The organism is Streptomyces sp. NBC_01261, from assembly GCF_036226385.1.
GTDB lineage: Bacteria > Actinomycetota > Actinomycetes > Streptomycetales > Streptomycetaceae > Streptomyces.
In genome coordinates this window covers 5,567,901-5,591,925 of sequence record NZ_CP108463.1, presented here as the reverse complement: position 1 = coordinate 5,591,925, position 24,025 = coordinate 5,567,901, and the positions used below count along the sequence as shown (strand labels likewise).

26 protein-coding genes and 1 tRNA gene are annotated in these 24,025 nt (G+C 70.8%); 7 read left to right on the top strand and 20 right to left on the bottom strand.

The window, feature by feature from the left end; genetic code table 11:
• Window positions 1-10: 10 nt before the first annotated feature.
• Both OG226_RS24625 and OG226_RS24620 read right to left on the bottom strand, forming a co-directional pair.
• The gene (locus OG226_RS24625) at window positions 11-2,560 is read right to left on the bottom strand and encodes an MFS transporter (RefSeq protein ID WP_329350045.1); all 2,550 of its coding nucleotides are present in this window, start codon (window positions 2,558-2,560) and stop codon (window positions 11-13) included.
• A gap of 21 nt (window positions 2,561-2,581) precedes the next feature.
• On the bottom strand, window positions 2,582-3,127 hold the full coding sequence (locus tag OG226_RS24620; protein ID WP_329350043.1) for a MarR family winged helix-turn-helix transcriptional regulator: 546 nt from the start codon (window positions 3,125-3,127) through the stop codon (window positions 2,582-2,584).
• A gap of 208 nt (window positions 3,128-3,335) precedes the next feature.
• Here OG226_RS24620 and OG226_RS24615 point away from each other — a divergent pair, with 208 nt between their 5' ends.
• Window positions 3,336-3,539, top strand: coding sequence for a hypothetical protein (locus tag OG226_RS24615; protein ID WP_019054919.1), 204 nt, complete (start codon window positions 3,336-3,338; stop codon window positions 3,537-3,539).
• A gap of 39 nt (window positions 3,540-3,578) precedes the next feature.
• On the opposite strand, the gene OG226_RS24610 is transcribed toward OG226_RS24615, so the two are convergent.
• The 10 genes from OG226_RS24610 to OG226_RS24565 form a co-directional block, all read right to left on the bottom strand.
• A complete protein-coding gene (locus OG226_RS24610; protein WP_329350042.1) occupies window positions 3,579-4,022 on the bottom strand; it encodes a GNAT family N-acetyltransferase in 444 nt (147 codons plus the stop codon).
• A 33-nt stretch (window positions 4,023-4,055) separates the two neighbouring features.
• On the bottom strand, window positions 4,056-4,730 hold the full coding sequence (locus OG226_RS24605; protein ID WP_329350041.1) for a hypothetical protein: 675 nt from the start codon (window positions 4,728-4,730) through the stop codon (window positions 4,056-4,058).
• 56 nt (window positions 4,731-4,786) lie between these two features.
• Window positions 4,787-5,677, bottom strand: coding sequence for an RNA polymerase sigma factor SigF (locus OG226_RS24600; protein ID WP_328681702.1), 891 nt, complete (start codon window positions 5,675-5,677; stop codon window positions 4,787-4,789).
• 299 nt (window positions 5,678-5,976) lie between these two features.
• Window positions 5,977-6,825, bottom strand: a complete 849-nt coding sequence (locus tag OG226_RS24595; protein ID WP_328681703.1) for an RNA polymerase sigma factor SigF — start codon at window positions 6,823-6,825, stop codon at window positions 5,977-5,979.
• Between the two features lie 173 nt (window positions 6,826-6,998).
• Window positions 6,999-7,292, bottom strand: coding sequence for a Dabb family protein (locus tag OG226_RS24590; protein WP_329350039.1), 294 nt, complete (start codon window positions 7,290-7,292; stop codon window positions 6,999-7,001).
• Between the two features lie 24 nt (window positions 7,293-7,316).
• Entirely contained in the window at window positions 7,317-7,493 is a 177-nt protein-coding gene (locus tag OG226_RS24585; RefSeq protein WP_328681707.1) for a hypothetical protein, read from the bottom strand.
• Window positions 7,494-7,660: 167 nt separating this feature from the next.
• Window positions 7,661-7,745: transfer RNA gene (locus OG226_RS24580), tRNA-Ser, on the bottom strand.
• 80 nt (window positions 7,746-7,825) lie between these two features.
• Window positions 7,826-8,257: a tRNA adenosine(34) deaminase TadA gene (gene tadA / locus OG226_RS24575; RefSeq protein WP_328681739.1), complete on the bottom strand. Its 432-nt coding sequence runs from the start codon at window positions 8,255-8,257 to the stop codon at window positions 7,826-7,828.
• Window positions 8,258-8,313: 56 nt separating this feature from the next.
• Window positions 8,314-8,853, bottom strand: a complete 540-nt coding sequence (locus OG226_RS24570; RefSeq protein ID WP_328686431.1) for a tRNA adenosine deaminase-associated protein — start codon at window positions 8,851-8,853, stop codon at window positions 8,314-8,316.
• Between the two features lie 243 nt (window positions 8,854-9,096).
• A complete protein-coding gene (locus OG226_RS24565; protein WP_328681744.1) occupies window positions 9,097-9,327 on the bottom strand; it encodes a hypothetical protein in 231 nt (76 codons plus the stop codon).
• A gap of 151 nt (window positions 9,328-9,478) precedes the next feature.
• On the opposite strand from OG226_RS24565, the gene upp reads away from it, so the two are divergent.
• Window positions 9,479-10,114: a uracil phosphoribosyltransferase gene (gene upp, locus OG226_RS24560; protein WP_327402910.1), complete on the top strand. Its 636-nt coding sequence runs from the start codon at window positions 9,479-9,481 to the stop codon at window positions 10,112-10,114.
• 113 nt (window positions 10,115-10,227) lie between these two features.
• Here the strand turns inward: upp and OG226_RS24555 are convergent, their stop codons facing one another.
• Together OG226_RS24555 and OG226_RS24550 are read right to left on the bottom strand one after the other, a co-directional pair.
• The gene (locus OG226_RS24555; protein WP_328686432.1) at window positions 10,228-10,848 is read right to left on the bottom strand and encodes a LytR C-terminal domain-containing protein; all 621 of its coding nucleotides are present in this window, start codon (window positions 10,846-10,848) and stop codon (window positions 10,228-10,230) included.
• Window positions 10,849-10,971: 123 nt separating this feature from the next.
• Window positions 10,972-11,268 carry a type II toxin-antitoxin system VapB family antitoxin gene (locus tag OG226_RS24550; protein ID WP_003999914.1) on the bottom strand — a complete coding sequence of 99 codons (297 nt, stop codon included), beginning with the start codon at window positions 11,266-11,268 and terminating at the stop codon, window positions 10,972-10,974.
• A gap of 105 nt (window positions 11,269-11,373) precedes the next feature.
• On the opposite strand from OG226_RS24550, the gene OG226_RS24545 reads away from it, so the two are divergent.
• Entirely contained in the window at window positions 11,374-12,894 is a 1,521-nt protein-coding gene (locus OG226_RS24545; protein ID WP_329350038.1) for a helicase HerA-like domain-containing protein, read from the top strand.
• Window positions 12,895-13,171: 277 nt separating this feature from the next.
• On the opposite strand, the gene OG226_RS24540 is transcribed toward OG226_RS24545, so the two are convergent.
• From OG226_RS24540 to OG226_RS24515, 6 genes are all read right to left on the bottom strand, one after another.
• Window positions 13,172-13,294, bottom strand: a complete 123-nt coding sequence (locus OG226_RS24540) for a hypothetical protein (RefSeq protein ID WP_019054906.1) — start codon at window positions 13,292-13,294, stop codon at window positions 13,172-13,174.
• Window positions 13,295-13,347: 53 nt separating this feature from the next.
• Window positions 13,348-13,686 (bottom strand): hypothetical protein, encoded by a 339-nt coding sequence (locus OG226_RS24535; RefSeq protein WP_328681753.1) that lies wholly within the window; start codon window positions 13,684-13,686, stop codon window positions 13,348-13,350.
• Between the two features lie 78 nt (window positions 13,687-13,764).
• Entirely contained in the window at window positions 13,765-14,433 is a 669-nt protein-coding gene (locus tag OG226_RS24530; RefSeq protein ID WP_328681755.1) for an HdeD family acid-resistance protein, read from the bottom strand.
• Between the two features lie 62 nt (window positions 14,434-14,495).
• Window positions 14,496-15,092: an HhH-GPD-type base excision DNA repair protein gene (locus OG226_RS24525; protein ID WP_033285605.1), complete on the bottom strand. Its 597-nt coding sequence runs from the start codon at window positions 15,090-15,092 to the stop codon at window positions 14,496-14,498.
• A gap of 25 nt (window positions 15,093-15,117) precedes the next feature.
• Window positions 15,118-16,608, bottom strand: a complete 1,491-nt coding sequence (locus OG226_RS24520; RefSeq protein WP_329350037.1) for a hypothetical protein — start codon at window positions 16,606-16,608, stop codon at window positions 15,118-15,120.
• A 100-nt stretch (window positions 16,609-16,708) separates the two neighbouring features.
• Entirely contained in the window at window positions 16,709-17,419 is a 711-nt protein-coding gene (locus OG226_RS24515) for a siderophore-interacting protein (protein WP_329350036.1), read from the bottom strand.
• A gap of 89 nt (window positions 17,420-17,508) precedes the next feature.
• Here OG226_RS24515 and OG226_RS24510 point away from each other — a divergent pair, with 89 nt between their 5' ends.
• The 4 genes from OG226_RS24510 (at window position 17,509) to OG226_RS24495 (ending at window position 24,020) form a co-directional block, all read left to right on the top strand.
• A complete protein-coding gene (locus tag OG226_RS24510; RefSeq protein WP_329350035.1) occupies window positions 17,509-20,811 on the top strand; it encodes a GNAT family N-acetyltransferase in 3,303 nt (1,100 codons plus the stop codon).
• Between the two features lie 18 nt (window positions 20,812-20,829).
• Entirely contained in the window at window positions 20,830-21,312 is a 483-nt protein-coding gene (locus OG226_RS24505; RefSeq protein ID WP_328686433.1) for a cupin domain-containing protein, read from the top strand.
• A complete protein-coding gene (locus tag OG226_RS24500; protein ID WP_328681764.1) occupies window positions 21,300-22,079 on the top strand; it encodes an SDR family NAD(P)-dependent oxidoreductase in 780 nt (259 codons plus the stop codon). Before OG226_RS24505 ends, OG226_RS24500 begins: the two co-directional genes overlap by 13 nt.
• 138 nt (window positions 22,080-22,217) lie before the next feature.
• Window positions 22,218-24,020 carry a copper resistance CopC/CopD family protein gene (locus tag OG226_RS24495; protein ID WP_329350034.1) on the top strand — a complete coding sequence of 601 codons (1,803 nt, stop codon included), beginning with the start codon at window positions 22,218-22,220 and terminating at the stop codon, window positions 24,018-24,020.
• Window positions 24,021-24,025: the final 5 nt, after the last annotated feature.

The window sequence follows — 24,025 nt, the reverse complement described above, 5'->3', positions numbered from 1 at the left end:
GGGTGGTGAACTACTCGCCGGGGTGGGCGAGTTCGATGTCGTGGCCGTCGGCGCCGCGGCCGTTCACCGTGAGGGCGGTCGCGACCGGCGGGTAGCCCGTCGCGATCACCGTGTACTCGCCGCCGCTCAGGTCGGTGAAGGCGTACGCCCCGTCCGAACCGGTCGTGGCGGTGCCGACCACGTTGCCCGCCGCGTCCACGAGGGTGACGCGGGCGTCGGCCAGCGGGCCGTGCGGGGCCCGGACCACGCCCAGGACCTGCGCGCCGGAGTCCAGGTCGATCTCGACCCGGGTGACCCCCGTGCCGCCGACCTCGACCGGCAGCGCGCGCGGCCGGTACCCGGCGGCGTTCACCGCGACGGTCACGGCCCCCGGCACCAGCTCGGCGAACGCGAACTCGCCCTGCTCACCGGTGATTCCGGTGGAGAGAAGGTCGCCGCGCACATCGGTCACGATGACCATCGCGTCCTTGACGGGCAGCCCCGTCCCGGCCGCCCGGACGAGCCCGTTCAGGCCGCTGGTGCCGCTGAGCAGGACGTCGTAGGAGACGGGCTCGTGGCCGTTGACGACGACCGTGGACGCCTGCGGCTGGAAGCCGTCGGCGGAGGCGATCAGGACGTACGAGCCCATGCTCGGCGCGTCCAGCGCGTAGGAGCCGTCCGCCTGCGTGACCGAGCGGCCCAACTGGCGTCCCCCGAGGGAGATCAGGGTGACGGCGGCCTGCGGGACGGGCGCGCTCTCGGCGCCGCGGACGTGACCGCGGACGGGGATCCCAGCGGACACGGGATCGGACAGGGGACCGAATACGGAGTCGGATGCGGTCACGGGTGCGGTCTCCTCCCCCACCACCGTCGATACGGCGGCGAGTTGCTCGGTTCCTTCGGTACTGGCCGCCCAGCTGGGGACCTTCTCCTCGGCCGACGCGGGGAACTCGCCCGCGTCCAGCACGCCCACGGCCTCCTCGGCCGCCTGCGCCAGGCCGCCGGAGGTGCGCAGCGGGACCTCCTTGATGAACATCACGACGATGAACGCGATGAGCGCGAAGGGGGCCGCGTAGAGGAAGACGTCGGCGATTCCGTGGCCGTAGGCGCCCTCCAGCCAGGTGCGGACCGTGCTCGGCAGGGCGTCCATGTCGGGGAGCGCGCTGCTGCCGACGGCCTTGGCGGCGGCGGCCTGCGACTGCGGGTCGAGGGAGGCGACGGTGTCCTTGGCGTAGTGCGTGATCCGGCCGGACATGACCGAGCCGAGCACGCCGACGCCGACCGCGCCGCCGAGGGACCGGAAGAAGCTCACCGTGGAGGAGGCGGCGCCGAGGTCCTTCGGGGTGACCTGGTTCTGCGTGGACAGGACCAGGTTCTGCATCATCGTGCCGACGCCGATGCCCAACAGGGCCATGTAGATGGACAGTTCCCAGTACGGGGTGTCGTAGCGCATCAGGCCGAGCAGGCCCAGACCGGCGGTGAGGAAGAGACCGCCGGCGACCAGCCAGCCCTTCCAGCGGCCGGTCTTGGTGATGAAGCGGCCGGAGACCATCGACGCGACGAACAGCCCGCCGATCATCGGGATCGTCATGACACCGGACATCGTCGGCGACTTGTCGCGGGCCAGCTGGAAGTACTGGGAGAAGAAGACCGTGCCCGAGTACATGCCGACCCCGACGAACAGGGAGGCCAGCGAGGCGAGCGAGACGGTGCGGTTGCGGAACAGGCGCAGCGGGATGATCGGCTCGCTCGCCCGCGTCTCGGTGAACACGAACAGCAGCGCCAGCACGACCGTGCCGCCCACCATCGCGTACGTCTGCCACGACAGCCACTCGTACTTGTCGTCGGCGAACGTCACCCAGACCAGCAGCAGCGAGGCGGCGGCGGTGATGAAGAAGGCGCCGGTCCAGTCGACCTTGACCTTCCGCTTGGCGACCGGGAGGTTCAGCGTCTTCTGCAGCACGACCAGCGCGATCAGCGCGAAGGGGATCCCGACGAACAGGCAGTAGCGCCAGCCGAGCCACGAGGTGTCGGTGATCACGCCACCGAGCAGCGGACCGCCGACGGTCGCCACGGCGAAGGTGGCGCCGGTGTAGCCGGAGTACCGGCCGCGCTCGCGCGGGGCGATCATCGCGGCCATCACGACCTGGACGAGGGCGGAGAGACCGCCGGCGCCGAGGCCCTGGATGACACGGGCGCCGATCAGCATCGCCGGGTTCTGCGCGAGGCCGGCGACGACCGAGCCGATGATGTAGATGACCAGGGATATCTGGACCAGGGCCTTCTTGCTGACCAGGTCCGCCATCTTGCCCCACAGCGGCACCGAGGCCGTCATGGAGAGCAGGGCCGCGGTGACGACCCAGGTGTAGGCCTCCTGGCCGCCGCCCAGACTGCCGATGATGGTCGGCAGGGCGTTGGTGACGATCGTCGACGAGATGATCGCGGCGAACAGACCGAGCAGCAGCCCGGAGAGCGCCTCCATGATCTGCCGGTGCGTCATCGGAGCGCCGTCGGGGGCCGCGGGGGAGGCCCCTCCGTGCTTGGCGTGAGCCCGCACACCGGCTGGTGTGGTCGTTGCCATGGGCTTCCTTTTCTTCCGTGCTTATGCGGGTGTACGGGTGGTGTGTTCGAGTTCGTGGTGGGGGGAGTCGCTGGTGCGGGGGGTCTCGGCCGCGACGGGAGGGCGCGCGGGAGGGGGCATGGGCGGGGGCTGTGCGGTACGGCAGTCGCCGAAGCTCGCCCGGAGCCGGGCCATCAGCTCGATCAGCTGCCCGACCTCGTCGTCGCTCCAGTCGCTCAGCCGGTCGGCGAGCAACTGGGCGGTCCGCCGGGACAGTTCGCCCACCTGGGCCCGGCCGCCGGGGGTGAGGCGCAGGATGCGGGAGCGCTTGTCGGCGGGGTCGGGGGACCGTTCGATCCAGCCCCGGTCGACGACGTGCGCGACATGGCGGCTGGTCACGGACATGTCGACGGAGAGCAGCTCGGCGAGCTTGCTCATCCGCATGTCGCCGTACCGGTCGAGCAGGGTCAGTACGGCCGCGGAGCCCGCGGGACAGTCGGACGGCATGATCCGCCCCAACTCCCTGCGTACGGCGCCGAAGGCACTGAACTGACGCATCAGCTCCTCGTACTGCGTCCGCTCCGCCATCACACCTCCCGTGCTCGTGCCATATTCGTTGCTTGGGGCAACCATAAGACTGTAAGAGAGGTTGGTTGCTACAGGCAAATAAAATGGGTAGGTGCGGCATAAAAAGTTGGCAAAGGCAAGCATTTGTGAACGTAAACCCGCAGGTGAGGAAGCTCGTCCGAGGCCCCGCACTTGGGTGTCACCCGGGGATTCGCTAGTGTCTCGGCCCATGGCAAACACCCAGGGCCCCGAGGGCAACTACGACCCCGCTGGCAGCACCCAGATGTTCCGTGCCTTCGTCGACGAGACCCCACAGGGCGGCGGACCGCAGGCCGCGCCCACCGCTTCGGCCGGACCCCGAGTCGGCCTGATCGTCGGCGTCGTCGTCGCCGTGCTGGTCGTGGCGGCGGTGGCCTACCTGGCCTTCATGTAACTCTCCGAGTAGTACCGACCGTTTTGCTCAACTCACGGTCTACCGGTCCGGTTCCAGGGGGAACCGGTAGACCGTCGACTCCCGCACCCGGAAGCCGAGCCGCTCGTACAGCCGGTTCGCCGCGGCCCGGTCCGGCCGCGAGGTGAGATCGACGGTCCGCGCCCCGGCCTCCCGGGCGATCCGCAGCGCCTGCTCGATGAGCAGCGCGGCGATCCCCCGCCCCCGGGCCGCGCCGTCCACGACGACGTCCTCGACGCGTCCGCGCAACCCGGACGGCACGGGGGACATCACCAGCGTCAGAGTGCCGACGATCGTGCCCTCGTCCCGCGCGACCAGTACGGTGTTCGTCGCGCACGAGACCATCCGCTCCACGGCGGCCCGGTCCAGCGGCTCGGCCGTGGCGGACAACTGCGGCAGCAACCGCCCGAACGCGTCCACGAGTTCACCGGTCGCTTCGCGCGCGATCTCCACCTGAACGTCCATGCCGCGGAGCCTATCGACCGTCCCGGGCCCGCCCTACTTCCACACGACGGACACGTCCCGCGTCTCGATGTGCATCCCCAACGGCACGCGCCAGGCGTCGACGCACACGGTCCAGGTGTGGTCCTCGCGCGCGTGGGCCGCGACCGGCACGGGAAGCGGCTCGGCCGACCCGATCGTCGCCCAGTCGATCCCGAGGGCCCCGATGATGTGCGTCCCGAACGTCACCGTGCCCGAACGCACCGCCGTACCCCCGGAGTTGCGGAAGCTCAGGGTGACGTCCTCGCACCAGCGGTGATCGGTGGCCTTGTGCGCGGGGGCGCCCCAGGTGAGGGCGGCGGGGGTGACGGGGGTGACGGGGGTGACGGGAGCCGTCGTAGGAGCGGCAGTCGGGGTCGGTGACGGTGAACGCGTGCTGCTACGGCCGGACTTGGCGCCCGTGGGTGAGGAGGCCATCGGGGTGGACGCCGGCGCCGGTGTGGTCGCGGTTCCCGAAGTCCCGCTCGCGGCAGGTGACTTCGGGCTGTCCAGCGGCACCAGCGTGACGCTTCCGGTCGGGCGTACCGCCGTAGTGGACGGCCGGGGCGGGCCGACCGCCACGTAGCCGCCGTCGCCGGTGTCTCCGCACGCGGTCAGTGTCGCGCAGACGACGGCCGCCGACGCGCCCAACAGGGCGCCTCGGCGGCCAGCTGTCCATGTCGAACGAGGCATCGCGCCATGGTGGCTGACACTCCGTCAAATAGGAACCCTCGGGACCCTGTTGGGGGTCAGTCCGAGATCAGGCCCTCGCGGAGGGTCGAGAGGGTGCGCGTGAGGAGCCGGGAGACGTGCATCTGGGAGATGCCGACCTCCTCGCCGATCTGCGACTGGGTCATGTTGGCGAAGAAGCGCAGCATGATGATCCGGCGCTCACGGGGCGGGAGTTTGGCGAGCAGCGGCTTGAGCGACTCCCGGTACTCCACGCCTTCCAGGGCCGTGTCCTCGTAGCCGAGACGGTCCGCCAGCGAGCCCTCGCCGCCGTCGTCCTCGGGGGCCGGGGAGTCGAGCGAGGAGGCCGTGTACGCGTTGCCGACCGCGAGGCCGTCGACGACGTCCTCCTCGGACACGCCCAGCACCACGGCGAGTTCGGGGACGGTCGGCGACCGGTCCAGCTTCTGGGAGAGCTCGTCGCTGGCCTTCGTCAGGGCCAGCCGCAGCTCCTGCAGGCGCCGCGGGACGCGCACCGACCACGACGTGTCGCGGAAGAAGCGCTTGATCTCGCCCACGACGGTCGGCATCGCGAACGTCGGGAACTCCACCCCGCGTTCGCAGTCGAAGCGGTCGATCGCCTTGATCAGGCCGATCGTGCCGACCTGGACGATGTCCTCCATCGGCTCGTTGCGGGAGCGGAAACGCGCGGCGGCGTACCGGACCAGCGGGAGGTTGAGCTCGATGAGGGTGTCCCTGACGTAACCACGCTCGGGGCTGTTCACGTCGAGTGCGGCGAGCCGCAGGAAGAGGGAGCGGGACAGGGTGCGGGTGTCGATGGCTCCCGTGGTCGGGAGGGCCGGGGCCGGTACGGCGGGTACGGCCTCAAGGACCGTAACGGCGTCGAGTGCGGGCTCGGCGTCGCTCTTGGTGAGCGTGAGCACCTTCGAGCTGCCCTGGTCTGCGGACATGCCACCCCCTTTGGGTCGCGGGACGGTCGCGGCGATCGCCCCCGTCTGGGGAGCGGTGCCTTCACCTGAATACCGGAGCCGGAGCCACGGCAAACGCGCTTCCCGCAGAATGTCACATGTCGGCAACACGCTGTAGTGACATGTCGACATGTCTGTGACGAAACAGCCCTGGAAACAGGGGGTCTGACGGCATTTCAGCGCAGAACTGTCGGGAAATGGCCCCATGAGCGATTCGTTCGTACCGGTGACAGCTCGCTCGTGCTTTCGGTTGTGCCCCGATACGGCTTCCGCTGTGGCTTCTACGCCTCGATGCGGTTCGCGGAGCGCAGCCGCTGGAAGCTGCGCGCGAGGAGGCGGGAGACGTGCATCTGGGAGACGCCGAGTTCCGCGCTGATCTGCGACTGGGTGAGGTTGCTGTAGTAGCGCAGCAGCAGGATCCGCTGTTCCCGCTCGGGGAGCTGGACGAGGAGGTGGCGGACGAGGTCGCGGTGTTCCACGCCGTCCAGGGCCGGGTCCTCGTAGCCGAGCCGGTCGAGCAGGCCGGGCAGTCCGTCGCCCTCCTGGGCGGCTTCCAGGGAGGTCGCGTGGTACGACCGGCCGGCCTCGATGCAGGACAGCACCTCGTCCTCGCCGATGCGCAGCCGCTCGGCGATCTCGCCGGTGGTGGGAGTGCGTCCGAAGGCGGTCGTCAGGTCCTCGGTCGCCGCGTTGACCTGCACCCACAACTCGTGCAGCCGGCGCGGGACATGGACCGTACGGACGTTGTCACGGAAGTACCGCTTGATCTCGCCGATCACGGTCGGCATCGCGAACGTCGGGAACTGCACGCCCCGGTCCGGGTCGAAACGGTCGATGGCGTTGATCAGACCGATGGTGCCCACCTGGACGACGTCCTCCATCGGCTCGTTGCGGGAGCGGAAGCGGGCGGCGGCGTAGCGCACGAGCGGGATGTTCGCCTCGATGAGCGCCCCGCGCACCCGGTTGTGCTCCGGCGTGCCCGGCTGGAGCCCCTTGAGCTGGCCGAAGAGCACCTGGGTGAGGGCCCGGGTGTCCGCGCCGCGGCTGCGCGGCGGAGCGGCTGCCACGGGGGTCTGGGCGGGCGCCTCGTCCTGGGGCGGCGCTGTACTGGCCGACAAGGTCAACGCCACACCTCTTCAATAGGTCAACTCATCCGTCAAAAGCGGTCATAGCATCACAAGACATGTGCACTGTGTGCAAGCACCGCCTAATACCGTGTTATGCCGTGTTGAGCAACAAAAGCCCCTTGCCGTGACGGCAAGGGGCTTTGAGGAGGGGGCGCTTCGGGGTTCTTCGGGGGCGCTCAGAACTCGTAGTCGGCGACGATCCAGGTGGCGAACTCGCGCCACAGCGCGACGCCGGCCTGGTGCGCGGGGTGTTCGATGTACCGCTTCAGGGCATCGGGGTCGTCGACCGCCGAGTTGATCGCGAAGTCGTAGGCGATGGGGCGGTCGCCGATGTTCCAGCCCAGCTCCCAGAAACGCAGTTCGTCGACCAGGTCGCCGAGCGGGCGGAAGGCCTCGACGCCGGCCGCGACGCGCGGGTCGTCGCGCTCGACACCCTCGTTGAGCTTGAAGAGGACGAGGTGGCGGATCATCTGCGGCTCCCGGGTGGTGGTCGGCTACTGCGCCCCGTCGGCCAGCCAGGTCATGAAGTCGCCGATGGCCTTCGCGGCGTCCGATATGCCCTCGAAGCCTATCTGGACGTAGTCGGCCGCCTTGGACGGGTCCGTGATGATCACGTACAGCGCGAAGACCACGAGCAAGTAGACGACGATCTTCTTGGCGTTCACCGCCATCGCGGCCTCCCGTGTGACTTCGTGCCCGTGGGCCCCCTGTTGCCGGCGGTGAGTGTAACCTTCAGCGCCCTTTTTTGGATCAATCAGGGATCAACGGCCCGCAGGTGAAAGGCGGTTGCCCACCTCACGCACGAAGGGCCCCGTCTCTCGACGGGGCCCTTCAGAAGCGGTAGCGGAGGGATTTGAACCCTCGGTGACTTGCGCCACACTCGCTTTCGAGGCGAGCTCCTTCGGCCGCTCGGACACGCTACCGAGAGAGACCTTACAACAAGGTGGGGCGTGGTTTGAAATCGGTAATCGGAGGCCCGGGACGGGGGCTGCCGCCGGTCCCGCTACCGGTCCCGGAAGAACTCCGTGAGCAGTCGCGCGCACTCGTCCGCGAGGACGCCCTCGATCACCTCGGGGCGGTGGTTGAGCCTCCGGTCGCGTACGACGTCGAAGAGCGAGCCGGCCGCGCCCGCCTTCTCGTCGCGGGCGCCGTAGACGACCCGGTCCACCCGGGACTGCACCAGCGCGCCCGCGCACATCGTGCAGGGTTCGAGGGTGACGACGAGTGTGCAGCCGGACAGCCGCCACTCACCTGTGTGAGCGGCGGCCCGTCGGATCGCGAGGACCTCGGCGTGCGCCGTCGGATCGCCGGTGGCCTCGCGTTCGTTGTGCCCGGTGGCGAGCACGGTCGTACCGTCCGGGGACAGCACGACCGCGCCGACCGGGACGTCGCCGCCCCGGGCGGCCTGTCCGGCCTCGTCGAGGGCGAGCCGCATCGCGGGCCGCCAACGGTCGCGTACCGGGTCCGGAGTCCCTTCTGTGCGTGCTGTGGTCAGCGGACGGTCTCCAGGACCTCCGAGGCCCCCAGGGCCTCGGCGATGGAACTCAGCGCGTCGTCCGCGTCGAGGAGCAGCAGCTCCTTCTCGCCGACGCCCAGGTCGTCCAGGATCTGGCGGTCACCGACCGGGCTGTGCGGAACGGCCTCGGCCGAGGAGGTGCCGTCCTCGTCGTCGTCCTCCTCCTCGGTGTCACCGTCCTCGGTGCCGTCGAGGTCGAGGGAGTCCAGATCGACGGCGTCGTCGTCGTCCGGATCCCGTCCGAGCAGCTCGTCGGTGAGCAGGATCTCCCCGTACGAGCTGCGGGCTGCGGCAGCGGCGTCCGAGACGAAGATCCGAGGGTCGTCCTCGCCGTCGACGCGGACGACGCCGAACCAGGCGTCCTCCTGCTCGATGAGCACCAGCACCGTGTCGTCCTCGGGCGAGGCTTCACGGGCCAGTTCGGCCAGGTCCGACAGGCTCTCGACATCGTCGAGCTCTGTGTCGCTCGCTTCCCACCCGTCTTCGGTGCGCGCGAGCAGTGCGGCGAAGTACACCGTGACTCTCCCACTGGTCATAGGTGTGCCGGTTGGGGGTCCCCCCGGCTGAGGCTGCGGGCGGGGAGAGCTCGTGCTCCGAGCCCCACCCACTCGGAATCGTGGCAGAAACAAGGCGTTCAGGGGACGTCTTCGGCTCCCTGTGTCCGCCCGTTTTGATCGACCACCAGCGGGATCGTACGCGGCGATCCCCTTACGCACGCACCCGGTTGGCCTTACAAGCCGCTGTGAGACAGGCCTCGACTACCAGCGGAACGTGCGCATACGCATGGCGTGGCGCAGCCGGGCGACCTTGGCGCGGCGGGGCTGGACCCGGTCGCGCAGCTCGCGCGCCTCGGTCAGCTCGCGCAGGAACTGGGCCCGGCGCCGCCTGCGCTCGGCCTCGGTCTCCCGGGTCGCTTCCCGGTCCGTACCCCGGCTCTTCGCCGGTTCCCTCGACTGCGACGGGTCCTCGTGGGACTCACGGTCAGGCATCGGTTCACCACCCCGTTTCCGTCCCTCCCACTTTCCCCCGGACGGGCGGTTTGATGCCGGTGCGGGCGAGATCGGGGCCGGTGGGCGGTCTGATCACCGCCGGTGCGGGCGGGGGCCACGGCTACCGCGGGCCCCGGCTACTGTTGTGGACATGCGTCTCCACGTCGTCGACCACCCCCTGGTCGCCCACAAGCTCACCACGCTGCGCGACCGGCGCACCGACTCCGCGACCTTCCGCCGCCTCGCCGACGAGCTGGTCACCCTGCTCGCCTACGAGGCCACGCGCGACGTGCGCACCGAACAGGTCGACATCACGACGCCGGTCTCTCCGACCACCGGCGTCAAGCTGTCCTATCCGCGCCCGCTGGTCGTGCCGATCCTGCGGGCCGGCCTCGGCATGCTGGACGGCATGGTCCGGCTGCTGCCCTCCGCCGAGGTGGGCTTCATGGGCATGGTGCGCGACGAGGAGACCCTCCAGGCCTCCACGTACGCCACGCGCATGCCGGAGGACCTCTCCGGCCGCCAGGTGTACGTCCTGGACCCGATGCTGGCCACCGGCGGCACCCTGGTCGCCGCGATCCGCGAGCTGATCAAGCGCGGCGCCGACGACGTGACGGCCGTGGTCCTGCTCGCCGCCCCCGAGGGCGTCGAGGTCATGGAACGCGAACTGGCGGGCACCCCGGTGACCGTCGTGACGGCCTCGGTCGACGAGCGCCTGAACGAGCACGGCTACATCGTCCCGGGTCTCGGCGACGCGGGCGACCGCCTCTACGGCGCGGCCGAGTAGGACCTCCGTCAACACCCGATTCCCGTACGGTTCTTACCTTGCCGTACGGGAATCGGGTGTCGTCGTACGCGGCCCTCGTACGGCTGCTCTCCCACGACTCTGCTCTCGTACGGCTACGAGCACGCCTTCGGGGACGCACTGGCCGTCGGTTCGGGTCCGGCCAGCGCGGCCAGGGCCTTGTCGGCTGCCACCTTCGCCGTGAGGTTCTTGAAGGCGGTGCCGATGACCAGGTCGACCGCGGTGCCCTTGCGGGTGGCCTCGGTGCGGCGCTCGGCACCGGTCAGCTGGGTGGCGAGGACGGGCAGCGAGGTGTCGAGGGCGGAGGCGGGACCGAGCAGTACGCCGGTGCCCTTGACCTTCTTGTCCCACTGCGCGGACGCGTTGCCCACGTCACCGATCTTGAAGCCGCGCTTCTTGAGTTCGTCGGCGGTCGACTTGGCGAGGCCGCTGCGGGGGGTGGCGTTGTAGACGTTCACGGTGATCTGGGCGGGCTTCGGTACGGCGGAGTCGGGGCTCGCGGAGGGGCTCGCCTTGGACGCGCAGGCGGCCTTGGAACCGGCCGCCGCGGCCTGCTTGCCGCCACCGGTGAAGACGTCGATGAGCTGCAACGTGCCCCACCCGCCCACACCCAGTACGGCGACGGACGCGACCACCATGAGGACAAGCCTCCCGCGGCGCCGCGGACGGCGCATACGCGGGTATTTGTCCCCCGTGATCCGGTACTGGCCGCCCATGCCTGGGGGAGTCAGCATGCTCATGAGCGCAGCGTAGTGCGCCTGGGCGGCGATGCCTACTAGATGATCATTCGACAGCGCCGAGACCAACCCGAAAGGGTCAACGCACCAGCGGGTCGGCGCTTAGTCCAGCTCTAGAACACGCGCGTGGAGCACCTGGCGCTGTTGCAGCGCGGCGCGGACCGCGCGGTGCAGGCCGTCCTCCAGGTACAGGTCGCCCTGCCACTTCACGACGTGCGCGAAGAGGTCGCCGTAGAAGGTCGAGTCCTCGGCGAGGAGGGTTTCCAGGTCGAGCTGGCCCTTGGTCGTCACGAGCTGATCGAGGCGGACGGGGCGCGGCGCGACATCCGCCCACTGCCGGGTGCTCTCCCGGCCGTGGTCGGGGTACGGCCGGCCGTTTCCGATGCGCTTGAAGATCACACGGAAAGCCTACCGGTCATGACGTTCCGGGCGCAGCCATGGAGACGGAGTGCGACGCTGGAAAAGATGCCGTAAAGCCGGGCAAAACGGGAACAGAGGCCTGATATGAGTGACAGCGAGACGATCGCCGCCGGGTACGCCTTCACAGGACCTGCACTCGACCTGGGGGCCCTGCTGTGGGACGGGGCCTGTCTGCCCGACGCGCAGATCCGCATCCCGCTCCCGATGCTCAACCGCCACGGCCTCGTCGCGGGCGCCACCGGCACCGGCAAGACCAAGACCCTCCAGCTCATCGCCGAGCAGCTCTCCGCGCAGGGCGTGCCGGTGTTCCTCGCGGATGTGAAGGGCGATGTGTCGGGCATCTCGGCGCCGGGCGTCCCGAACGACAAGGTCGCGGGCCGGGCCGCCGAGGTGAAGCAGCAGTGGACGGCGACCGGCTTCCCGGCGGAGTTCTACGCCCTCGGAGGCATCGGCCACGGCATCCCCGTCCGCGCCACGATCACCGGCTTCGGCCCGGTCCTGCTCTCCAAGGTCCTCCAGCTCAACCAGACCCAGGAACAGTCCCTCGGCCTGATCTTCCACTACGCCGACACCAAGGGCCTGGAGCTGATCGACCTCAAGGACCTGCGGGCGGTCGTCACCTTCCTGACCTCGGACGAGGGCAAGCCGGAGCTGAAGAACATCGGCGGCCTGTCCACCGCCACGGCCGGGGTGATCCTGCGCTCCCTCACCGCCTTCGAGGCGCAGGGCATGGCCGACTTCTTCGGTGAGCCGGACTTCGACACGAGCGAGCTGCTGCGCACGGCGCCGGACGGCCGGGGCACGGTCTCCGTCCTCGAACTCCCCGCCGTCCAGGACAGACCGCAGCTCTTCTCGACCTTCCTGATGTGGATGCTCGCCGACCTCTTCCACGACCTCCCGGAGGTCGGGGACGCGGAGAAACCGAAGCTCGTCTTCTTCTTCGACGAGGCGCACCTGCTCTTCAACGACGCCTCAAAAGCCTTCCTGGACTCCATCACGCAGACCGTCCGCCTCATTCGCTCGAAAGGGGTCGGCGTCTTCTTCGTGACCCAGACCCCGAAGGACGTACCCGGCGACGTTCTGGCCCAGCTCGGCAACCGCGTCCAGCACGCGCTCCGCGCCTTCACCCCCGACGACCAGAAGGCCCTGAAGGCAACGGTGAAGACCTTCCCGAACTCCTCCTACGACCTGGAGGAGATCCTCACGGGCCTGGGCACCGGCGAAGCCGTCGTCACGGTCCTGAGCGAGAACGGCGCCCCGACCCCGGTCGCCGTCACCCGCCTGCGTGCCCCCGAGTCCCTGATGGGCCCGATCGACGCGGCGACGCTCGACGCGGCGGTCAAGTCCTCGTCCCTGTACGGCCGTTACGCACAGGCCGTGGACCGCGAGTCGGCGTACGAGAAGCTGACGACGGCGGAGCGGCAGTCGGCCCCCGAGACATCGAAGGCGGCCAAACAGTCCCCCAAGTCGGCCAAGGAGGACGAGTCGATGGTCCAACAGGTCGTGGGCAGCGGCATGTTCAAGTCCCTGGCGCGATCGGTCGGCACCCAGATCGGCCGCGAGATCACCCGCTCCCTCTTCGGCACGGCCCGGCGGAAGCGCTAGGACCTGTCCGGCGGATCCTGCCGCAGACGCGGGGTCTGGCACGCCCTCCCCCACTGTCCTAAAGACGTGGGGGGACCCCCAGCGGTGTTGTCGTCGGTCGTCGACGTCCCCCAGCCTTCGGCCGGGAGGTACCCCCACCGCGTCGACTCCCTCCTCCGCCTTGCAGTTGGACGCACCAGACCCCGCTCACCGGCGCTGATCAGGCACTGTCACTTTCCCGCGACCTGATCCGCCGGACAGGCCGTAGCCCCCGCCGGGCCGTTCTGCCTACGGCGGGTCAGCGCGCCCGTTCCTCCGGGGGCCGCTGCGGCTCGGGTCGGCGGACTTCCGGCTTGGGCGCGTTGCGGACGGCCTCCGCGCGCAACAGGGCGCGCAGGACCGCGTACGGGTCGATGGGCATGGCTGTGTTCCTAGCGTCGTGGTGACGGATTGACCTGGGGGGCGGTCGGTCCGTCAGCAGCGCAGGACCACGGTGCGCAGAGCGCGGAGGGTGTACGGGGGCCGGGCCGGGGCGGGGAAGGAGCGCACCCGGGGGGCCGAGGACGCCGGGCCGGGCGCGGGGCGCAGCGGCACGGCGGGCCGGTGGACGGCGAGCGAGAGGGGCCGTGGGGCAGCGGCAGCCGTGTCGAGGACGTCGTACTCGATGGTCGTCTCCACGGACGAGGGCGCGACCGGCGTCGCGCGCATCTCGGCGTGGGTGCCCGGGACGAGCAGGGCGAGCAGCAGCACGAGGCCCCGCAGCCAGACGCGGCTGCGGGGAAGGCTGTGTGCGGGGCGCACCCTCGTGCTCATGGAAGGTCATCTCCCAGCGGCCGTACGGCGATCATCGCGGCGGGCGCGTAAACCGCCCGCACGGCCTACCAACGAGCGTCACAGGGACTGGGGCACCTGCTTGGCGTGACTTCTCATCCGGATCGCCGTGACGATCTCGACGACACCGACCGCGACCAGCCAGATGCCGCAGACGAGGGTGAGGACGGCGACCGAGCGGAACGGGGAGTCGATCAGCACGATGCCGGCGACGAAGGTGACGATCCCGAGGAAGATCTGCCAGCCGCGCGCGGGCATCGTCCGGTCGTGGATCGCGGCCAGGGTCTGCGTGATGCCCCGGATCAGCCAGCCGATGCCGATCCACAGGGCGAGCAGCAGGATCGACTGCATCGGCCCGCGGAAACAGAACAGGCCCAGCACGATGGACAGCGCGCCGCTGATGAACGCCAGCACGCGCAGCGAGGTCGCCCGGTGCGTACCGAAGGCGGCGACCAGCTGGAAGACACCGCTGATCAGGAGATAGACGCCGAAGAGGATCCCGGCGGCGAAGAGGGATGCGCCGGGCCATACGAGGACCAGCACGCCGAGGACGAGGGACGCGACGCCGGTGAGCAGGACGACCTGCCAGGCGGCTTTGGAGAGGGCGAAGAGGGGCCCCTCGAATTCCGGTTCCGGCTCGTCATGGTGGGCGCGCGGGACACGGGTGTCGTGGGCGCGGCGGTCGTCGAACTCCGGGCCCCACGAGGGGCCGCTCGGTGCCTCGGTCATGGTCCATGTTTTGACCGGGGGCGGACTGCCCGCCACCGGGGCGGGCCACCTGGCTGACGCGGTTACTTGCCGCCGGCTGCCTTCGCCGCCTTGGCCGCGGCCTTCATCTCCTGTTTGTGGGCGCGGACCTTGGCCAGCGACTCGGGCCCGGTGATGTCGGCGACGGAACGGTAGGACTTCGCCTCGCCATAGGCGCCCGCGGCCTCGCGCCAGCCCTTCGGCGTGACCCCGAGCTGCTTGCCGAGCAGGGCGAGGAAGATCTGCGCCTTCTGCTTCCCGAACCCGGGCAACTCCTCAAGCCGCTTGAGCAGCTCGGCACCCGTCCCGACGCCCTCCCAGACACCGCTCGCGTCCCCGTCGTAGTGCTCGACGAGGTACTGGCAGAGCTGCTGGATCCGCTTGGCCATGGACCCCGGATAGCGATGCACGGCAGGCTTTTCGGAGAGCAGCGCGGCGAAGGCCTCGGGGTCCTGTGCCGCGATCTCCTGCGCGTCCAGATCCGCGGCCCCGAGCCGGTCGGCGATCGTCCGCGGCCCCTTGAACGCCCACTCCATCGGCACCTGCTGATCGAGCAGCATCCCCACCAGCGCGGCGAGCGGGGAACGGCCGAGGAGTTCGTCGGCGGCGGGGTCCTGGGCGAGGTGAAGGGTTGCGTCCATGACCCCGATGATGCCTCCGCGCGGGTCAGAGCTCCACGTGAGGACTGGCGAACGCCGCGCCGAAGTAGCCCTTTACGCCGTGCACGGTGATGCCGGCGCTCTTGCCGCAGATGTTGGCCGAACCGTTGGTCACGGGGCCGGAGGACGAGCCGCGGGCGACCCAGACGCAGCCGTCGCTGTTCTCGGTGGGCGCGCCGACGACCGTCTCGGCCTTGCCGTCCTTGTTCAGGTCGGCGAGGTGGACGGCCGCGCCGAACTGGTCCCCGGTCTCGACCGCGCCGGGCACACCCGCCGTGTCCTGGGTGTATCCGGCGGCCTTGGCGGTGGTCAGGCCGGTGGCGGAGCCGCGCAGCAGGACCGCGGTGCCCGCCGTCCTGTGCGTGCCGACGGCTTCGCCGGGAGCGCCGACGAGGACGTCGGCGTACTTGTCGCCGTCGACGTTCCCGATGCTGATCGACTGGCCGAACATGTCACCGTTCTCGGCGGCGCCGGGCACGCCGGCGGTGTCCTGCTGGTAGACCACCGGCTTCTGGTCGGCGGTGATGCCCTTCGCGCTGCCGTAGAGGACCTGGATCTCGCCGCCGCGGTGGGCCCAGCCGGCCGGGCCGCCGGACATGGAGTCGTCGTACGAGATGCCGGTGACGAGATCGCCGTAGCCGTCGCCGTTGACGTCCCCGATCGCACCGGCGTGGCCGTCGGCGTAGGGGAGTTCGGTGGGCCTGGGCGCTGACGGCAGGGGGTTGTCGGTGGCGGTGCCGGGATAGAAGAGCACGGGGCCGCGCAGGTCGAGGTCCGTGGGGCCGGGCAGCCAGAACTGCTCGGCTCTGCCGTCGCCGTTGACGTCGCCCATCACGACGCCGCGGGCGTCCCCGAGCTGGATGTCGCCGACGGCGTGGGTCGCCCTGCCCGTGCGGGTGAAGGGCCCTGTGTAGGTGGCGGCGTCGCAGCCGGAGCCGACGCTCAGCTCCGGGGCGCCGTCGCCGTTCATGTCCCCGGTGGCCAGGGCTTTCCCGAAGGCGCAGTACGTCCTGCCCTCGCCGTAGCCGGTCGGCGGGGAGATGGTCGAACCGCCCTTCAGACCGCTCGGCCCGCCCCACACGACGGTCACGGTCCCGCGCAGTTCCTTGCTGCCGACGGTCTCACGCGGTGCGCCGACGATCAGGTCGGCGTACCCGTCCCGGTCGAGGTCGGCGCCGGCCACGCTTCTGCCGAAGTCGTCCCCGTCCTCCGGGTCGCCGGGAACTCCGGCCGTCGCCTGGGTGATGACCGTCCTGCGGGTGGCGGTGACCGACGACGCCGACCCGTACAGCACGACGACCGCGCCGGCCTCGTCCACGGCGCCGTTGGCGGCGCTCGGCGCACCGACGGCCAGGTCCCGGTAGCCGTCCCCGTTGAAGTCGTCCTGCACGGTGGCGGTGTTGGCCCCCTTGTAGGGCGAGGCGGCCGACGACGACGCCGACGTGAGCGGGACGGCGACGGCGGCGAGCACGACGGCCGCGGTGACAGCTCTGCGCAAGGGGGACTCCTCGGTCGGGACGACAGGCGTACGCCTGGACACGCGAGGCGTTCGAATGGTTGTACGTCCGTCGGTCGCGTCCTGCGGTCATGACCTGCGGCTATGCCCGCCAGTACCCCAACGCGTGCACCCGCTCCCGCCGCACCCCCAGCTCCTTGCGTACGTACGACGACAGCCCCCGGGTCGTAGCCGTGTCGCAGGTGATCCAGACGTACGGGTCGGCGCTGCCCTTCAGCAGATCGGGGAGTTCCACGCGTACCCGGTCGGTCAGTTGGCCCCGGGGATGGTGGCGGACCTCGTGGAGGGACGGGTCGGTGCGGAAGGGGAGGCTGTCGGACTCGCCCTCGAACCAGATCGTCGCCGGGACCGTCGAACCCACCGTCCCCAGCAGGGAGTTGATGGCGGGGAGCGATGCCGGGTCGCCGATCACGAAGAGGTGGGAGGGGGCCGGGTCGGGCGTCTCGAACCCTGTGCCCTGGACCGTCGCGTCGATCGTGTCACCGGGCTTCGCGGCCCGGGCCCAGTCGCTCGCACACCCCTCGTGCAGGGCGAATTCGAGGCCGAACGTGCCGTCCGCCGGGTCGGGATCGACCAGGGTGTACGCCCGCTGGTGGGGCTTGCCCGCGTTGTCGAACCAGAGGCGGACCCACATCGTCGGGTGGACGCCGGTCGCCGCGAGCATGCCGCCGTCGGTGAGGCGGAGGCGGCGGTAGCGCGGGGTGACGTCCTCGGCCCGTGTCACCGTGAACTCGAAGTCCTTGGCGCGCAGCAGTCTGAGAACCGCGCCCTCCCAACCGCGCCCCTGCACCATCGCCTCTTCACCTTTCGCGTACGCTTTCCCCACGAGTAACTTAGGCAAGGCTAACCTAAAAAACAGCCGCTATACAGAGAGGTCGCCGGGTGACAGCCCAGATCTACCGAGATGCCTGGGGAATCCCCCACCTGCGCGCCGACAGCGCCGACGAACTCGCCCGCGCCCAGGGCCGCGTCACCGCCCTCGACCGCGGCCGGCAGATCGAGGTCGAACGCCATCGAGCCCAGGGCACGTCGGCCTCCTTCCTCGGCGTCCACGCCCTGCCCTGGGATCTCTTCGCACGACGAGCCCGCCTCGACGACACGGCGAGGCGGTGTTTCGAGGCCCTGGAGCGACGGGATCCGGAGACCGCGCGCTGGGTTAGGGCGTATGTCGACGGGGTCAATGAGGGTCTGGGAGTGGGTACTTCGGGCTCCGGGGGTGACGAGGGGGCCGTTTCCGGCCCTGCCTCCGCTTCCGTGGCCGGAATGGGAGACGCTTCACTTTCCGGGTTGGGCGGGACAGGTGTCCCCGCCTCGGGGTCGGGCGGGACGGGCACCCACACCTCCGGGTCGGACCGGGCAGGCACCCTCACTTCCGGCGCGGGCGGGACAGGTGTCCCCGCCTCGGGGTCGGGCGGGACGGGCACCCCCACCTCCGGGTCGGACCGGGCAGGCACCCTCACTTCCGGCGCGGGCGGGACAGGTGTCCCCGCCTCGGGGTTGGACGGGACGGGCACCCCCACCTCCGGGCCGGACCGGACAGGCACCCCCACCTCCGGCGCGGGCGGAACAGGCGTCCTTGCCTCGGGGTCGGGCGGGATGGACATCTCCGCTTCCGGCGCGGGCAGCGCGGACATCTTCGCTGCAGGGCCGGACCGGGCAGGCACCCCCACCTCCGGGACGGACAGGACAGTCACCTCCGCCCCCACGCCGGACAAGACAGTCACCCCGGCCCCCGAGTTCGCCAACTCCGGCCCAGCCCCCGCCCATTGGGCCCCCTGGACCCCCCTCGGCATCTGGCTGGCCACCCACATTCTCTTCGCCGGGTTCCCCGCCAAACTCTGGCGCGAGGAGGCGATACGGCACCTCGGTGCGGACGCCGTAGGGCTGTTCGCCACCGACGGTCCCGGTACCTCCGGCAGCAACGGCTGGCTGGTGGGCGGGGAACGGACCGCGACCGGGCGGGCCGTGCTCGCCGGGGATCCGCATCGCTTCATCGAAGACCCCGGCGTGTATCAGCAAGTCCACCTCTCCTGCCCGGAGTTCGACGTCGTCGGCCTCGCCGTGCCCGGTGTCCCCGGTATCGCGCACTTCGGGCACACCGGCACGGTCGCGTGGGCCATCACCAACGCCATGGCCGACTACCAGGACCTCTACCGGGAACGGTTGCGCCGCACCGGCGCCGGTGTCGAGGCCCTTGGCCCGGACGGCAGTTGGCGGCGCGCCGCCCGGCACACGGAGATCATCGAGGTGGCGGGGGAGGCGCCCGTCGAGGTCGAGGTGATCGAGACCGAGCGGGGACCCGTCGTCATCGGCGGACCGGAAGGACTCGACGGGGGCATCGTCGGCGAACCGGTAGGGCTCGACGGAGGCATCGTCGGCAGGGTGGAAGGACTCGACGGAGGCATCGTCGGCGAACCGGTAGGGCTCGACGGAGGCATCAGCGCCCCGCCCGACACCCCGCCCCTCGCCGTCAGCCTCCGTTACCCACCCCGCGTCACCGACGACCTCGGCTTCACCGCCCTCCTCCCCCTCCTCCGCGCCCGCCAAGTCGCCGACGTGGACCGGGCGTTCGACGACTGGGCCGAACCCGTCAACGTCGTCCAGGCCGCCGACACCGAGGGCGGCCTGCTCCACCGGGTCGCGGGCCGGGTGCCGATCCGCGCCGAGGCCAACCGCACCCGGCTCGTCCCCGCCTGGGAACCCGGACACGAGTGGCACGGCTGGCATCAACCGCCCCGCGGACACCTCACCGACGACGGCATCGCCGTCATGGCCAACCAACGCGGCCCCGCCACCCCGCTCGGCGTCGAGTTCGCCCCGAGCCACCGCGCCGACCGCATCACCGCGCTGCTCGCCGAACGCGAGAAGTGGTCCGCCGCCGACATGCCCGCCATCCACATGGACACCCATCTCGGTTCCGCCACACCCCTGTTGGACCACCTCACCGCACTCACCAACCTCACCCCCGAGGCCTCCGCACTCCGCGACCGGCTGCTCGCCTGGGACCGCCGCATGGACGCCGACAGCACCGACGCCGCCGCCTACGCCGCCGTGCGCGGCGCGGTCGTACGACGGCTCGCGGCCCACCCCGCGTTCGCCGCGCTCGCCGAACCACCCGCGTACCCGGAGGTGTTCGCGCCGTGGCTCGCACTGCTCCCCCGCGTCGCCTTCGCGCTCGAACACCTGCTGAGCGCGCGTGAGTTGTACGGCATCGACCGGCCGGAGATCGTGCGGGCGGCGGTCGAGGAGGCTGCCGCCGAGCCGGTCGGCACATGGGGTGACACCCATCGCCTCGCTCCCTGGCGGGCGTTCGGCGGGACCCCAACTCCCGGTCCCGGCCTGTCCGGTGACCACGACTGCGTGCTGTGCACCTCCGCCGTACCCGGGCTCACCGATCTCAGCGCGCGGGGTCCGGCGGCCCGCTTCGTGTGGGACCTGGCCCGGCGGGAGGACAGCCTGTGGGTGGTGCCGTTGGGGGCGTCGGGCATGCCCGGTTCACCGCACCATCGCGATCAACTGCCCTTGTGGCTCAAGGGAGATCTGGTCCCGGTGGTCACCGACCTCGCCCGCCTCGAACTCCACGAGGAGACCGCCCCCGTTCGCGAGCACGTGCACTCACAACACATCACCGGCTTCGGCACCATCCGCATCCTCCCCCTCGACCCCGTCGCCGACGCCGGGACGATCCACCGCTGGGTCAGTGAGGAACGCGCCGCGTTCTGGGGCATGAACGGCCTCACCCAGGCCCAAGTCACCGAGATCTACGCCCACATGGACACCCTCGACACCCACCACGCCCACCTCGTGCGGCTGAACTCCGAACCCGTCGCCCTCCTCCAGACCTACGACCCCGCGGCCGACCGCGTCGGCGACTGCTACGCCGTAGCACCCGGAGACATCGGCATCCACCTCCTCCTCGCACCCGCCGGACCGGACGGCGACCGGCCCGGGTGGTCGGCGACGCTGATGGGCGTCCTCGCCTCCTACGTGCTGCTCGGGCTGGACCGGCGCCGGGTCGTGGTCGATCCGGACGTGCGGAACGAGAAGGCGATCGCGCGGTTCCTGCGGCAGGGGTTCGTGGCGGGGCCGAGGGTCGTCCTCCCGGAGGTGGACATACCGGACGTCTTCCTCCCCGAAAAGCACGCTCAACTGGCGTTTCTCCCTCGCGAAGTGGCCTTCCCGTAGCCTGCCGGAGTGACCGGAGTGACCCCTGAAGACCTCGTCGCCCACTACGACCTGGAGCCGATCCCCCGCGAGGGCGGCCTGTTCCGCCGGACGTGGGCGGGCCCGACGCGGCCCGACGGCCGCCCGGAGGGCACCGCGATCGTCGCCCTGCTCACGGCGGACGACTTCTCCGCGCTGCACCGCCTCCCCGCCGACGAGGTCTGGCACTTCTACCTCGGCGACCCGCTGGAACTCCTGCTCCTCGCCCCGGACGGCACGTCGAGCACGGCGGTCCTCGGGCCGGACCCGCTGCACGGCCAACACGTCCAGTTCACCGTGCCCGGCGGCACCTGGATGGGGGCGCGGGTGGTGGCGGGCGGCGTGTGGTCGTTCTTCGGCTGCACGACGGCACCCGGCTTCACCTACGACGGCTACGAGCACGGCGACGCGGGCGAGTTGACCGCCCGCTACGCCCGCACCCCGTCCGAGGCCGCCCGCATCACCGGGCTGTGCCGCCCGTGAGCCGCCTGCTGGAGGGCCAGTTCGCCCTGGTCACGGGCGCGAGCGGCGGCATCGGCCGGGGGATCGCGCTGCGGTTCGCGGAGGAAGGTGCGGCTGGGGTCGTGCTCCACTGCCGTACGGCTGTCGAGGCGGCCGGTGAAGTCGCGTCCCGTGTGCGGGAGTCGGGCGCCCGTGCCGTCGTACTGCAAGCCGATCTGACCGACGAGGACGCCTGCCGCGGACTGGTCCGCGAGGCGGTCGAGTGGAGCGGCGGACGGCTCACGGCACTGGTCAACAACGCGGGCGTACAGCCCACCCAACCCCTGCCCGGCATGACCGCGGCGGACTGGCGGACGGTCGTCGACACCAACCTGACCAGCGTCTTCGCCTGCACACAGGCGGCGGCCGAGGCGATGACGGAACACGGCGTCAGTGGCACGGTGACGCACATCGCGTCCATCGAGGCGAGCGCCCCGGCAGCCCTCCACGCGCACTACTCCGCGTCCAAGGCCGCCGTCGTCATGCACGCGCGGTCGGCCGCCCTGGAGTACGGCCCGTACGGCATCCGCGTCAACACGGTCTCGCCCGGTCTGATCGACCGGGAGGGGCTGGCGGAGGCGTGGCCCGACGGGGTGCGGAGGTGGCGGGAGGCGGCGCCGACGGGGCGGTTGGGGCGGCCGGAGGACGTCGGGGACGCGTGTGTGTTCCTGGCGTCGCGCCTCGCCTCCTGGGTCACCGGGCACGACCTGGTCGTGGACGGCGGAGTGTTGGCGCGGCCCACCTGGTGAGCGAGACGTGTGTTTCCTCCGTACATAACCGCAGACCTGCAAGTCCGAAGACGGAGATGTGACGTGCGCCGACGACGGAATGAGGGACAAGGACGTGGACGCGGCGGACGGGGCGGCCGGCGAGGAGTTCAGGGGCTGGTGCTGCTGGGCTCCCTGCTGGTCCTGCTCCTCCTCGGCACCGCGGGCACCGCGTCCGCGCACGCCGCCCTCGAATCCACCGACCCCGCCGACGGCAGCGTCCTCAAGTCCGCCCCCCGCACCCTCACCCTCACCTTCTCCGAGTCCGTCGCCCTCCTCGACGACTCCTTCCGCGTCTACGACCCCGACAACCGGCGGGTGAGGACGAGTTCCGCGCACCACGCGAAGGACGCGGGGGACACGGCGAGTGTGACCCTCCCGGCCAAGCTCGGCACCGGCACCTTCACGGTCGCCTGGCGGGTGGTCTCGGCCGACAGCCACCCGGTCTCGGGCGCCTTCACCTTCTCCATCGGCAAACCCTCCGCCACCACCACCGCCATCACCACGGCCCCGACCGAGGAACCCCTCACCGGCAGCCTCTACGACATAGCCCGCTACTTCGCGTACATAGCCGCGGCCCTCCTCATCGGCACCGCCACCTTCGTCGCCCTGTGCCGCCCCCCGAACCCGACCGTCCTCAACAAGCCGATCCTGATGGGCTGGTGGACCCTGCTGGCGGCGACGGTCGTCCTCCTGATCCTCCGCGCCCCCTACGAAGCGGGCACCGGCCTGGCCACCGCCTTCGAACCCTCCGCGATCCCGAAGACGCTGACTTCCCGCCCCGGCCTGGCACTTGCGGCCCGGGTGGTCCTGATCGCCGCAACAGCCTTCTTTCTCCTACGACTTCGGGGGCGGGAGCGGTTCGGGCGGGTGGCCCTGGGGACGGGTGCCGTCCTCGCGGTCGGGCTGGCGCTGACCTGGGCGTCGGCGGAGCACGCGTCCGCCGGGATCCAGGTGCCGGTGGCGATGACCTCGGCGGTGCTGCATCTGCTCGCGATGTCGGTGTGGCTGGGCGGTCTGACGGCCCTGCTCACCGTGCTCTACCGCTCGTCGGACCTCGACGCGGCCCCGGTCGCCCGTTTCTCCCGCCTCGCCTTCGCCTCGGTGTCCGTCCTCGTCGTCACCGGTATCTACCAGTCCTGGCGCGGCCTCGGCTCCTGGAACGCCCTGACCGGGACGTCGTACGGCCGCATCCTGCTCGTGAAGCTCGGCGCGGTGACGCTGCTGCTCGCGGTGGCGGGGTGGTCGCGGCGGTGGACGGGGCGGCTGGTGGAGACGGAAGTGCGGCTCCGGGTACCGGAGTTGGTGCGGGCGGGGGCGGATGGGGCGGTGGCTTCGGGGGAGCCTTCGGGAGGTGCGGGCGAGGGCGCCTCGCATCCCGGTGACGGTTCCAAGGACGGGGGCGATGGTGCCCAGGGCCGGGGCGACGGCCCCAAGGACCGGTACCGGCGCGGTCTGCGGCGCTCGGTGCTGTTCGAAGTCGGCGTCGGTGTCGTGGTGTTGGTGATCACCACGCTCCTGACCAACACCCTCCCGGGCCGGGCCGCGGCGGACGCGCGGAAGACGGCGACCTCGGCCGGGATACCGGCGGCCTCGGTCACCACCGTCCCGTTCCGCGTCGGAAACGCGGGCGGCAAGGTACAGATCACCCTCGACCCCGGCCGCGTCGGCGAGAACTCCGTCGAGGCGGTCGTCTACGGCCCCGACGGCGGTTTCGCGACCGTCCCCGAACTCCGGCTCTCCTTCACCCTCGCGGCCCAGAAGATCGGCCCCCTCGACGCCAACGTCAAGGACGAGGGCGGCTATTGGGGGACCAACTCCCTCAACCTGCCGATCGCCGGGACATGGACGATGAAGGTCACGGTCAGGACGACGGACGTGGACCAGGTGAGTGTGTCCCGGCAGGTACGGATCGTGAGGTAGCTGGT

Coding starts and splice junctions, on each gene's coding strand:
- OG226_RS24625 (WP_329350045.1), bottom strand. CDS start 2,560: ATGGCAACGACCACACCAGCCGGTGTGCGGGCTCACGCCAAGCACGGA.
- OG226_RS24620 (WP_329350043.1), bottom strand. CDS start 3,127: ATGGCGGAGCGGACGCAGTACGAGGAGCTGATGCGTCAGTTCAGTGCC.
- OG226_RS24615 (WP_019054919.1), top strand. CDS start 3,336: ATGGCAAACACCCAGGGCCCCGAGGGCAACTACGACCCCGCTGGCAGC.
- OG226_RS24610 (WP_329350042.1), bottom strand. CDS start 4,022: ATGGACGTTCAGGTGGAGATCGCGCGCGAAGCGACCGGTGAACTCGTG.
- OG226_RS24605 (WP_329350041.1), bottom strand. CDS start 4,730: ATGCCTCGTTCGACATGGACAGCTGGCCGCCGAGGCGCCCTGTTGGGC.
- OG226_RS24600 (WP_328681702.1), bottom strand. CDS start 5,677: ATGTCCGCAGACCAGGGCAGCTCGAAGGTGCTCACGCTCACCAAGAGC.
- OG226_RS24590 (WP_329350039.1), bottom strand. CDS start 7,292: ATGATCCGCCACCTCGTCCTCTTCAAGCTCAACGAGGGTGTCGAGCGC.
- OG226_RS24585 (WP_328681707.1), bottom strand. CDS start 7,493: ATGGCGGTGAACGCCAAGAAGATCGTCGTCTACTTGCTCGTGGTCTTC.
- tadA (WP_328681739.1), bottom strand. CDS start 8,257: ATGCGGCTCGCCCTCGACGAGGCCGGACAGGCCGCCCGGGGCGGCGAC.
- OG226_RS24565 (WP_328681744.1), bottom strand. CDS start 9,327: ATGCCTGACCGTGAGTCCCACGAGGACCCGTCGCAGTCGAGGGAACCG.
- upp (WP_327402910.1), top strand. CDS start 9,479: ATGCGTCTCCACGTCGTCGACCACCCCCTGGTCGCCCACAAGCTCACC.
- OG226_RS24555 (WP_328686432.1), bottom strand. CDS start 10,848: ATGGGCGGCCAGTACCGGATCACGGGGGACAAATACCCGCGTATGCGC.
- OG226_RS24545 (WP_329350038.1), top strand. CDS start 11,374: ATGAGTGACAGCGAGACGATCGCCGCCGGGTACGCCTTCACAGGACCT.
- OG226_RS24540 (WP_019054906.1), bottom strand. CDS start 13,294: ATGCCCATCGACCCGTACGCGGTCCTGCGCGCCCTGTTGCGCGCGGAG.
- OG226_RS24535 (WP_328681753.1), bottom strand. CDS start 13,686: ATGAGCACGAGGGTGCGCCCCGCACACAGCCTTCCCCGCAGCCGCGTC.
- OG226_RS24530 (WP_328681755.1), bottom strand. CDS start 14,433: ATGACCGAGGCACCGAGCGGCCCCTCGTGGGGCCCGGAGTTCGACGAC.
- OG226_RS24525 (WP_033285605.1), bottom strand. CDS start 15,092: ATGGACGCAACCCTTCACCTCGCCCAGGACCCCGCCGCCGACGAACTC.
- OG226_RS24515 (WP_329350036.1), bottom strand. CDS start 17,419: ATGGTGCAGGGGCGCGGTTGGGAGGGCGCGGTTCTCAGACTGCTGCGC.